The sequence below is a fragment of the Pseudomonas sp. genome, from assembly GCF_037994325.1.
Taxonomy (GTDB): Bacteria; Pseudomonadota; Gammaproteobacteria; order Pseudomonadales; family Pseudomonadaceae; genus Aquipseudomonas.
In genome coordinates, this window is record NZ_JBBNAH010000732.1 from 1 (window position 1) to 10,994 (window position 10,994).

Below are 10,994 nucleotides of genomic sequence, written 5' to 3' on the forward strand. Positions count from 1 at the left end.
CCACCGAGAGCGGTAGCGTGCAACACCTGTCGTTCCGGGTTCGTGACGCGCGCTATGCGTTGCCGATTGATCTGGTCCGGGAAATTATCGAGTACGGGCAAATCACCACCGTGCCGATGATGCCGAGCTTTATCCATGGCGTGATCAACCTGCGCGGCAACGTAGTGCCGGTGCTAGACCTGGCAGCGCGTTTTGGTATGCCGCTGAGCATCGCCAACAAGCGCACCTGCATTGTGATTATCGAACTGCACCTGGACGAGCAGGAGCAGCGCATTGGCCTGGTAGTAGATGCCGTCGACGCGGTGCTGGATATCGACACCGAAACGGTGGAGCCGGCGCCGCCGTTTGGCGCCGGCATCAACACCGACTTTATCGCCGGCATGGCCCGCGATGAGCGTGGTTTTACCATTGTGCTGGATGTACGTCGGGTGCTGTCGTTGGACGATATACGCCAGTTGAGCATCGCCCGGCAGGCCAGCTGATGCATACAGCGGGCCTGCCCAAACTCACCGACAACGACTTTCGATGCCTGCAGCAAATGATGCTGCAGGCATCGGGCATTCGCATGACCGACACCAAGCGCACCATGATGGCTGGGCGCTTGATGGGCCGTTTGCGTGCCTTGCAGCTCAACAGTTACGCCGAGTACATCCAGATCATCAACAACCCCGCCGAACAGGACGAGCGGCGCCTGGTGATCGACCTACTGACCACCAACGAAACCTACTTTTTCCGCGAGCCTCAGCACTTCCAATTACTCGGCGAGTGGCTAGGCAAACAGCGTCGGCCCATCCATATGTGGAGCGCCGCCAGTTCTTCCGGGCAGGAGGCCTTCACCATGGCCATGGTCGCGGCACAAAGCTCACGCAGCCCGGATTGGTCGATCTTTGCCAGCGACCTGAGCCGCCGCGTGCTGGACACTGCACGGCGCGGTACCTACCCGATGGAACAGGCCGACAACTTCCCCCCTGGCTGGTTAAAACGCCATTGCCTGCGCGGGGTGGAAGACAGCGAGGGGCTGTTTCGCATGAGCCAGGAATTGCGCCACCGCGTGACCTTTGCCGAGATCAACCTGATGCGCCCACTGCCCAACGGCGTGGGCCCCTTTGACGTGATCTTTCTGCGCAATGTGCTGATCTACTTCGCCCAAGAGGAAAAGCGCGCCATCACCCAACGCTTGGTGGAGCGTTTGAACCCCGGTGGCCTGCTGTTTATCGGCCATGCCGAAAGCCTGCATGGTTTCAACCTGCCCTTGCGCGCCCTACGCCCTTCTGTATTTGAACGGTTAGAAAAATAATGGACGTCACCCATGCCCCATAACCGGCCGATCAAAGTGTTTATCGTCGATGACTCGGCGTTGGTGCGCCAGGTGCTCACCACCTGCCTACAGAGCCACCCCAATATCGAAGTGATCGGCCAGGCCGCCGACCCGCTGTTTGCCTTGGACAAAATGCGCAAACAGTGGCCGGACGTGTTGGTGCTGGACGTAGAGATGCCGCGTATGGATGGGATCACCTTTCTGCGCAAAATCATGGCCGAGCGCCCGACGCCGTCGATTATCTGCTCAACCCTGACCGAAGCCGGCGCCGCCATAACCCTGGACGCCCTGGCGGCCGGTGCGGTAGGCGTATTTACCAAAGCCAAACTCGGGCTTAAAGACAGCTTGCAGCAGCTCTCAGGCGAGCTGATTCGTCAGATTGAAATTGCAGCGCGTAGCCAGCCGCAAACCATGCCGCGCAATGCCCCCGCCAAACCTGCCGCTGATAAACCGACAGCCGATAAACCAACGCTGGCTAAACACGTTAACGCTGCGCCTGCTGCCGAGCAGGTGGAAAAGCCGACGCTTACCACCACCGACCGGGTGGTCGCGCTCGGCACATCGACAGGCGGCACCCAGGCGCTGGAAGTCGTACTACGACAATTGCCTGCGGGGTGCCCGGGCATTGTCATCGTTCAACATATGCCGGAGAAATTCACCGCTGCCTTCGCCCAACGCCTGGACAGCGTATGCGCCATCGATGTGCGTGAAGCCAAGCATATGGATCGTGTACGCCCTGGCCTGGCACTGGTGGCGCCAGGGGGCAAACATATGCAGCTCAAACGCAGCGGCGCGCAGTACTTTGTTGAAGTGCTCGACGGTCCACCAGTGAACCGTCATAAACCGTCGGTCGACGTGCTGTTCCGCTCCGTGGCCAAACACGCTGGGCATAATGCCCTGGGCATCATCATGACCGGCATGGGCGATGACGGCGCCCGTGGCCTGCTGACCATGCGCGAAGCCGGCGCGCGCACCGTGGCGCAAGACGAAGCCAGTTGCGTGGTGTTTGGTATGCCCAAAGAAGCCATTCGTTTGGACGCAGCACAGAGCACCGAAGCCCTGGGCAACCTGCCTAAAGTGATCATCCAATACGCGCGAAGCACATAAACAACCCGCCTCAGCCGCTCTAGAACGGCACTCTCAATAAAAAGATATCACTTGGCCACTATGCAAGATGACAGATAGTCGTCTATGGTTACCACCCTGGGTGACGATAGATAAACGGCAGGCCTGTTCAGCCGAACCTTCGCGCTATTCGTCACTCACTGCTAAAGGAAGCAGAGCCACGTCGAGCTCTGTATTGCACTGCCGCGTACGCTGCGGCGGCCTTGACAGGAGTCTGCCATGATCCATTTGCCACCTCTTTTATCACCTTGCCTAAAGCACCTGCGCCACGCCCCATGACGTGCCGTTTACTGCTGGCCGACGATCACGCGTTGATCCGCGTGGGCGTGCGGGCGATGGTTAATTCTCTGCCTGGTTATGAAGTGGTGGGTGAGGCTGAAGATGGCCGCCAGGCTGTGGACATGGCGCAGCAATTGCGGCCGGACATTATCCTTCTTGATGTGACCATGAGCGGCCTCAGCGGCCTGGACGCGCTGTTGGAACTGGCAAGCGCTGCGCCAGATTCCAGAGTGCTGATGCTATCGATGCACGCTGAGGCTGATGTGGTGTTTTCCGCCCTGGAAAACGGCGCACGTGGCTACCTGCTTAAAGATGCCGCCATCGACGAATTGCACCTGGCGCTAAATGCCGTTGGCCGGGGCCAGCGTTACCTCAGCTCGGCCATTGCTGCGCCTGTGATTGAACAAGCACTGGGGCGCGCCCACCTTGGACTGCGTCCTGCGGAGCAGGGTCTTACTGAACGGCAGATCGAGATTCTGCGTTTGATTAGCCGCGGCGTGACCACCCGCTTGATTGCCGAGGGCTTGGGCTTAAGCGTGAAGACGGTAGAGGCGCACCGCGCGCAGATCATGAAACGGCTGCGTATTCATGATGTGGCAGGGTTGGTGCTGTATGCCGTGCGCGAAGGCATTATTGACCCCGACGATTGACACGCCCGAAAACGGGCGCGGCGCGGTCAGGGTCGATGCCTCTATCAGGCCTGCATAGCCCAGCCATCGACATTCATAGCCGCTTGGCGCAACGCTTCCGAGCGGGTTGGATGCGGGTGGCAAGTCAGCGCAATATCTTCCGACGACGCGGCAAACTCCATCGCCACGCAATACTCGCCAATCAGCTCACTGACACTCGGGCCGATCAGGTGCACGCCTAAGATTTCATCCGTGCGTTCATCAGCCAGCACTTTTACAAAACCCTCGCTTTCGTGATTGATCTTCGCCCGGCTATTACCGGCAAAGGGGAATTTACCCACCTTGTAGGCGCGCCCTTCTGCCTTGAGCTGTTCCTCGGTTTTACCAACTGCCGCCACTTCCGGCTTGGTGTAAATCACGCTGGGAATCAGCTCGTAGTTCACCTCGCCAGCCTTGCCGACGATCTGCTCAATGCAGGCTATCGCCTCGTCTTCGGCCTTGTGCGCCAGCATCGGCCCGGAGGTGACGTCACCAATAATCCAGATGCCGGGCACGCCTGAGCGGTGCTTTTGGTTTTCCAGCATGCCGCGCTTATCCGGGGTTATGCCGACGGTTTCCAGGCCCAGGCCTTGGGTAAACGGCCGGCGGCCAATGGCGACCAGCACGTAATCGGCCTTAAGTGTTTCTTTTTCGCCGCCCGCCGCCGGTTCTATCTCCACCGTCACACCTTTGGCAGTGGCCTTGGCGCTGCTGACCTTGCTGCCGAGCTTAAAGGTAAAGCCCTGTTTGGCCAGCGAACGCTGGAAGGTTTTGCCCGTTTCCACATCGAGCCCCGGACAGATCCGATCGAGGTACTCCACCACCGTTACTTCACTGCCCAGGCGGCGCCAAACCGAACCCAGCTCCAGACCAATCACCCCAGCGCCGACGACCACCAAGTGCTTAGGCACCTCAGGCAAGGACAGCGCGCCGGTAGAGTCGAGGATGCGTTTGTTGTCGATGGTTACGCCCGGCAACGGCGTCGGCTCGGAGCCGGTGGCGATCACGATGTCTTTAGCGGTGAGCACTTGTTCGCTGCCGTCGGCGGCCTTCACCACCACCCTGCCCGGCCCGTCGATGCGGCCCCAACCCTTGATCCACTCGGCTTTGTTTTTGCGAAAGAGAAATTCGATGCCCTTGGTCAGGGTGGTCACACTTTCGTCTTTCTGTTTCATCATCTGCGCCAGATTCAGCGTGGGCTTTACCTCAATGCCCAGCTTGGCGAATTCCGGGCCTACGGCTGCGTCGTACAGTTCGGAAGCATGCAACAGCGCTTTCGACGGCATACAACCTACATTCAGACAGGTACCGCCGAGGGTTTCCCGCCCTTCCACACAGGCAACCTTCAGTCCCAACTGGCCGGCGCGAATCGCCGCGTTATAGCCACCTGGGCCGCCACCGATGATCACAACGTCGTAATTGCTCATGCGTTACTCCTCTGTCTCGAAATTCTGCGGTGCGGCGTAGGGTGTGCTGTGCGCAGCAGACGGTTGGCGTGTATGCGCCTTGCAGTAAAGACGCAAATTAAGTGTGCAGCAGCCAGATCAACGCATTGGCGCTTATGCCCCTCACCTTGGCGCTTATATTACACCCTTCATATTGTTTGTATGTCGAGTGTAATTTAGGCTGTAGGCGTTGTTTCAGAGCGTTCAATTGTTTTAAACGAGGTGCCTTATGAGTAGCCAAACCCGCGACGAGAAAATCCAGGCCTGGCTGGCGGATGCCCAGGAGATGCGCGCCCATATGGCTGCACCCGGCACCCTGTCGCTTAAAGAAGTAGCCAGCATGAGCCCGCAGGAGTTCTTTGATGGCATCGGCAGCGGCCAATTACCGGCACCGCCGATCAACGTGCCGATGCATATGACGCCCATCCAATGGACCCCCGGCCACTTCGTTTTTCAGGGCTCGCCGCAGGACATGCACTACAACCCGCTGGGAACGGTGCACGGCGGCTATATCGCCACCTTGCTCGACTCGGCCCTGGGCTGCGCCATTCACACCATGCTTAACAAAGGCCAGGGCTACACCACCACCGATTTACGCATCAGCTACGTGCGGGCGCTGACCACCGCCGTCGGCCCGGTGCGCGCGGAGGGGCGGATTATCCATGTCGGGCGCTCCACGGCACTGGCCGAAGGACGCCTGTACGACGTTGACGACAAGCTCTATGCCACCGCTTCCACCACCTGTTTGATCATGAATATGCACGGCTGATGCCGTCTGGAGACCGACCATGCAATCCATTGTTATCGCCGGCTACGCCCGTTCGCCGTTTCACTTTGCCCGTAAAGGCGGCCTGATCAATGTGCGCCCCGACGACCTCGCCGCCCAAGTGGTGAAAGAACTGGTTGGCCGCCTGGATATCGACCCGCGGGAGATCGAAGACCTGATCATGGGCTGCGCCTACCCAGAAGCCGAGCAAGGCATGAATATCGCGCGTATCACCAGTTTTCTCGCCGGCCTGCCCGATACTCTGGGCGGCGCCACGGTAAACCGCTTTTGCGGCTCATCCATGACCGGCGTGCATTTCGCTGCAGGCCAAATTCTGCTCGGTGCCGGCGAGGCTTTTATTTGCGCAGGCGTCGAGTCGATGACCCGCGTGCCCATGGGCGGCTTCAATATTTCGCCTAATCCGCGTCTGCTGGAGACCTTCCCGCAAGCGTATATGTCGATGGGGCAAACGGCAGAAAACGTCGCCAACCTTTACGGCATCAGCCGCGAAGAGCAGGAATTGATGGCCGTGGATTCTCACGCCAAGGCAGCCAAAGCCCGCGAGCTGGGTTACTTCAGCGATGAAATCGTACCCATCGTCACGCCTGAAGGGCTGGTCAGCGAAGACGGCTGCATTCGCCCAGGTACTAACAGCGAAGCGCTGGCCACGTTAAAACCGGCGTTCGGTGGCAGTGTTACCGCCGGTACGGCTTCGCCGTTAACGGATGGCGCTGCGGCGGTGTTTGTCTGCACCGAAGCCTTCGCCAAACGCTGGAATCTCGACATTCTGGCGCGGGTAAAAGCTGTCGCCGTCGCGGGTTGCCCGCCAGAAATCATGGGCATGGGCCCGTTGCACGCCACTCATAAACTTCTGCAACGCGAAGGCCTGAGCATCAACGATATCGACCTGGTGGAAATCAACGAGGCTTTTTCCAGCCAGTCCATTGCTTGCGTACGCGAGTTGGGCCTGGACATGGCCAAGGTCAATATTGACGGCGGCGCCCTGGCTATGGGGCATCCACTGGGCGCTACCGGCGCGCGGATTACCGGCAAAGCGGCTGCACTGCTGAAACGCACCGGTGGCCGCTATGCCATCGCTACCCAGTGCATTGCCGGTGGGCAAGGGGTCGCGACGTTACTTGAGGCTGTTTAAACCGGGGTCCCCGCCTGCGCGGGGACGACGAATGCTGTGGCCACTCACCCGCTGAATGGCGCACACAGCCCGGCCCCGTCAGCAATCACCGTCATTCCCGCGCAGGCGGGAATCCAGACCTGCACAGGCATACGCTCCAACCCGAACGAGCTGGCCCACGGGAAATGCGCTAAACAGCGGCCCCATACCGCTGGCCGATTTTACGCCCCCCGCCCCATGCTAATGGAGTTAGAATTACGCCCAGCATTTCACGTCATAGGAGGTTGTTGCCGTGCGCTATTCAGAAGACCACAAGGCACAAACCCATCAACGCATCATCAATGAAGCAGCCGAGCGCTTTCGCCGCGACGGCGTAGGCGTTACTGGTTTGCAGCCGTTGATGAAAGCCCTGGGACTGACCCATGGTGGCTTTTATGCCCACTTCAAATCCAAGGATGATCTGGTTCAACAGGCGCTGGATGCCGCCGTCGAGCAGTTGCAGGTAAGCGTCGATAAAACCTTCGAAGAAGAGCAGCCTTTGGCGACCTTTATCCGCCACTACCTCAGCGCTAGTCACCGCGCCAACCCAGGCAAAGGCTGCCCCATGCCAACGCTGTGTTCCGAACTCGGCCAACGCGGCCAACCCAGCCCCACCACCGACGCCATGGTGGAGCGCCGTGTAACGAAAATGGCCGAGCACCTGCAAGGCCCGGATGCCACCGAGCAAGGTATTGCCATGCTTTCAACGCTGGTCGGCGCACTGATGTTGTCGCGCAGCGTGGCTGATCCACAGCTGTCCGACCGCATCCTCAAGGGTGCCAAACAGCAATTGCTCAAACAACTGGAGAGCGAGCAGGCGTCCTGATTAACGCTGCGGCTGGCCATAGGCGCACTCGGCGTGTAAGGTTGCACCCGGGTGTCGCGGCTGCGGTTAGGTAGTCAGGCAGGTTTTTTGTGTTGGTCGGGCCGCCACACAGTCGAACTAAGTGAGCGACCATGAACCGACACCTCTCCCACAAGGCCCTTCCGGCTGCGCGTCGCGTAGCAGATAAAGCCTTTAGCGCCCTTGAGCATTTCCTCCATATCGAAGCCGTCAGCGGCATCGTGCTAATGCTCGCCGCTGCCATCGCCCTGGTCTGGGCCAACTCGCCGGCAGCCGACAGTTACCACCATCTTTGGCATCTGCCCCTGAGCATTGGCTTGGGTGATTGGCAGATTTCCCAGTCCCTGCATTTCTGGATCAACGACGGTTTGATGACCGTGTTCTTTCTGGTGGTGGGCCTGGAAATACGCCGCGAGATTCACGAAGGCGCCCTCGCCACCCTCAAGCTTGCCACCCTGCCAATGGCCGCCGCACTGGGCGGTGTACTGGTACCGGCGCTGTTCTACCTGGCAATCAACAGCGACCCCGCACTGCGTTCTGGTTGGGCTGTGCCAACCGCCACCGATATCGCCTTTGCCATGGGCGTACTGGCGCTGCTGGGTAAATCGATTCCGCCGTCGGTGCGCGTGTTTCTGCTGGCGTTGGCCATCATCGACGACATAGCTGCGGTATTGATCATTGCCCTGTTCTACTCCGGTGGCCTGGAGCCAATCGGCTTTGTGATTGCTGGCGCAGGCATCCTGTTGGTGCTGGCGTTTCAACTGATCGGCATTGGCTCGGCCTTCGCCTATGTATTACCCGGCGCCATCCTCTGGTTCGGCCTGCTGAAAACCGGCGCACACCCCACTCTCGCCGGCGTGGTATTGGGCTTGATGACTCCGGTGTTTTCCCGCCCGGATACAGAGCGCCCACTGGACCGGGCGATGCGTGCACTCAACCACCTGAGCCAACAGGCCAATGCGGCCAACTCCAACGACCTGCTTAAGCCGGTCAAGCAACTGCGCAGCGCTCAACGTGAACTGTTGCCACCGGTCATTCGCGTGCAAGCGGCGCTCCATCCGTGGGTGGCCTACGGCGTGATGCCGCTGTTTGCCTTGGCCAACGCCGGTGTCAGCCTCGGCGGCGTAGACCTTAGCGATGCGGGTTCACTTACCGTAATGTTTGGCGTGATGGTCGCCTTGGTTGTGGGCAAGCCGATTGGCGTGATGCTAAGCACCTGGTTGCTGGTGCGGGCGGGCTGGTGCGAACTGCCGCCGGGCATGACCTGGACCTGGCTGGGCTTGGTCGGTTGTCTGGCCGGCATTGGTTTTACCATGTCGATCTTTATCGCCTCGCTGGCCTTTACCGATGCCGGGCTGCTGGGCGCAGCCAAGCTCGGCGTATTGCTCGCCTCGGGCACCGCTGCAGTGCTCGGCTTAGCGATTGGGGGGCTAATTGTACGGCGCTTAAGGGCGCCAACCGCGTAGGGGGCGCCGGTGCGCGTTCGGTACGCGCACCAATTTCGCCACACCTCAACACGTGGCGTTATCCAAGGCGCATGGATAACTCCACATCCTCAGCAAATGGAATCGACAGGTAACCGTTGGCTGTTGAACGCACCCGCTCCAGGTACTCGGGACTGTGGTCGGCATTGTCCGCAATGATCAATGCCCCAGGCCGCAAACGGCTCTCCAGCAACGCGAGAATCTCCGGGTACAGCGCCTTGGCACCATCGAGCAGCACCAAGTCGATACTCGCGGGCAAATCGACTGCCAAGGTCTGCAAGGCATCGCCTTGACGAATCTCCACCAAGTCCAGCAAACCGCCCTCCTCCAGATGGGCCCGGGCCTTGGCCACCTTCGACGCTTCAAATTCGCTGGTAATCAACCGACCACCGCCGTTATCGCGCAGTGCGGCGGCCATGTGCAGGGTAGATATGCCGAACGAAGTACCGAACTCGACAATGCTCTGCGCCTTGCTGCTGCGCGCCAGCATATACAGCAAGGTGCCCGTGGCCGGCGACACGGCCAGCGGCAAGTCTTTCAGGCGTGCATAAAACGCTTGGTACTCGGTTTTACTGTGCATCAAGCGCTGTAGCTCGCCCTCGGCGAAGCTAGGAAACACCGCGCTGCTGGCGTCTTCGGTTTGGCTGAATAGGCGTTGCAACAGGCCGGCAACAGGTTGCTGGGTCAGGGTGCTCATGGCGACTCCAAAAGGTCATTTGAACGCTGAATTGCGCCCGACTAGAATGCGACCAATCCGTCGCCTTTTACTATTCGCATTACCCGAGCCCGCCATGAGCACACGCCAAAGCCCGCGTATTTCCTCGCGTAAACAGCCAAAACAAAGCCGCTCGAATGAGCTGGTAGCCACCCTTTTGCAAGCCGCTACTCAGGTTTTAGCCAAAGAAGGCGCCGCTCGTTTCACCACCGCACGAGTGGCCGAACGGGCCGGCGTCAGCATCGGCTCGCTGTACCAGTACTTCCCCAATAAAGCGGCCATTTTGTTTCGCCTGCAACGGGATGAATGGCAGCAAACCACCGACCTGCTCACGCAGATTCTCACCAACCGCGAGCAGCCGCCGTTGCAGCGCATCCACACCTTGGTGCACGCCTTTATCCAATCCGAATGTGATGAAGCCGAAATGCGCGTGGCCTTGAACGACGCCGCGCCGCTCTACCGTGATGCACCGGAAGCGCAGGAAATCAAAGCGGCAGCGGAACAGACCATGCGCACGTTTATGCAGGAGGTATTGCCTGCTGCCAGCGAAGCAGTGCGCGAACTGGCCGGCCGTTTGCTTACCGACACCATGAGCACCGTGGGCAAACAGTTTTCCGAAAGCCCACGCACCGAGACCGACGTGCAGGTTTATGCCGAGGCCATGGCGCAGATGTTCTGCGCCTACCTGGAAGCGTTAGCTGTAGGTAGGTCGGGCCAGTCTGCGCACGGTGAGTGACGCCAGGCCCGACCTACGTCTTACAGCTCGGCGATCAGAACGCCAACTGGTAGGAAGTCGCTACCCAAAAATTAGGCATCTCGCTCTGCGTGGTGCCGTTAAGCATCAGCGATAGCTTGCCTGGGCCGACAGCACCTTCCACACCAACGCCAGCTTTAAGCCAGTCATTAGTCACGTCTTCGCCCGGCAGGTTGAAGCTGAACAAGCCGTCTACCTGGCCATTCACCCCAGCGCTGTGGTTCTCAAAGCGATGCGCCGCTTCAAGGTTGGCGACAACGTTGTAGCCCGGTGCAAACGGTAGCGGCGTTTCGGTGTTAACGCCCAAACGCGCCTCGGTGTTGGTGTCGGTACGGCCGTCAAACTGCGCAGGAATACCGCCGCCTTTCTCGGTGTAACTGTCCAGGTGGCTGTTGCTGTAGCTCAGGTCGACATAGGGGCTAACG

The 10,994-nt window shown here is 59.7% G+C and carries 12 protein-coding genes; 9 read left to right on the forward strand and 3 right to left on the reverse strand.

Going from position 1 to position 10,994, the window contains the following annotated elements; translation table 11 throughout:
* Positions 1-17: 17 nt before the first annotated feature.
* From AAAB16_RS24360 to AAAB16_RS24375, 4 genes are all read left to right on the forward strand, one after another.
* Entirely contained in the window at positions 18-482 is a 465-nt protein-coding gene (locus AAAB16_RS24360; RefSeq protein WP_340665678.1) for a chemotaxis protein CheW, read from the forward strand.
* A complete protein-coding gene (locus AAAB16_RS24365) occupies positions 482-1,297 on the forward strand; it encodes a CheR family methyltransferase (protein WP_340665667.1) in 816 nt (271 codons plus the stop codon). Before AAAB16_RS24360 ends, AAAB16_RS24365 begins: the two co-directional genes overlap by 1 nt.
* 12 nt (positions 1,298-1,309) lie before the next feature.
* Positions 1,310-2,425: a chemotaxis response regulator protein-glutamate methylesterase gene (locus tag AAAB16_RS24370; protein WP_340665668.1), complete on the forward strand. Its 1,116-nt coding sequence runs from the start codon at positions 1,310-1,312 to the stop codon at positions 2,423-2,425.
* A gap of 293 nt (positions 2,426-2,718) precedes the next feature.
* Positions 2,719-3,372: a response regulator transcription factor gene (locus AAAB16_RS24375; RefSeq protein WP_340665669.1), complete on the forward strand. Its 654-nt coding sequence runs from the start codon at positions 2,719-2,721 to the stop codon at positions 3,370-3,372.
* A gap of 44 nt (positions 3,373-3,416) precedes the next feature.
* Here AAAB16_RS24375 and lpdA read toward each other — a convergent pair whose 3' ends face one another.
* Positions 3,417-4,817: a dihydrolipoyl dehydrogenase gene (gene lpdA / locus AAAB16_RS24380; protein WP_340665670.1), complete on the reverse strand. Its 1,401-nt coding sequence runs from the start codon at positions 4,815-4,817 to the stop codon at positions 3,417-3,419.
* Between the two features lie 247 nt (positions 4,818-5,064).
* On the opposite strand from lpdA, the gene AAAB16_RS24385 reads away from it, so the two are divergent.
* The 4 genes from AAAB16_RS24385 to nhaA all read left to right on the forward strand — a co-directional run bounded on the left by AAAB16_RS24385 (position 5,065) and on the right by nhaA (position 9,082).
* Positions 5,065-5,604 (forward strand): PaaI family thioesterase, encoded by a 540-nt coding sequence (locus tag AAAB16_RS24385; protein ID WP_340665671.1) that lies wholly within the window; start codon positions 5,065-5,067, stop codon positions 5,602-5,604.
* Between the two features lie 19 nt (positions 5,605-5,623).
* Entirely contained in the window at positions 5,624-6,754 is a 1,131-nt protein-coding gene (locus AAAB16_RS24390) for a thiolase family protein (protein ID WP_340665672.1), read from the forward strand.
* Positions 6,755-7,025: 271 nt separating this feature from the next.
* Positions 7,026-7,598, forward strand: coding sequence for a TetR/AcrR family transcriptional regulator (locus AAAB16_RS24395; RefSeq protein WP_340665673.1), 573 nt, complete (start codon positions 7,026-7,028; stop codon positions 7,596-7,598).
* Between the two features lie 131 nt (positions 7,599-7,729).
* Complete coding sequence (gene nhaA, locus AAAB16_RS24400) at positions 7,730-9,082, forward strand: Na+/H+ antiporter NhaA (RefSeq protein WP_340665674.1); 1,353 nt, start codon at positions 7,730-7,732, stop codon at positions 9,080-9,082.
* Positions 9,083-9,140: 58 nt separating this feature from the next.
* On the opposite strand, the gene AAAB16_RS24405 is transcribed toward nhaA, so the two are convergent.
* Entirely contained in the window at positions 9,141-9,797 is a 657-nt protein-coding gene (locus AAAB16_RS24405) for an O-methyltransferase (RefSeq protein WP_340665675.1), read from the reverse strand.
* A 94-nt stretch (positions 9,798-9,891) separates the two neighbouring features.
* Between AAAB16_RS24405 and AAAB16_RS24410 the strand changes: the two genes are divergently transcribed.
* Positions 9,892-10,551 carry a TetR family transcriptional regulator gene (locus AAAB16_RS24410; protein ID WP_340665676.1) on the forward strand — a complete coding sequence of 220 codons (660 nt, stop codon included), beginning with the start codon at positions 9,892-9,894 and terminating at the stop codon, positions 10,549-10,551.
* A gap of 34 nt (positions 10,552-10,585) precedes the next feature.
* On the opposite strand, the gene AAAB16_RS24415 is transcribed toward AAAB16_RS24410, so the two are convergent.
* Positions 10,586-10,994 (reverse strand): autotransporter outer membrane beta-barrel domain-containing protein (locus tag AAAB16_RS24415; RefSeq protein ID WP_340665677.1); only part of this gene is annotated, 409 nt, incomplete at its 5' end.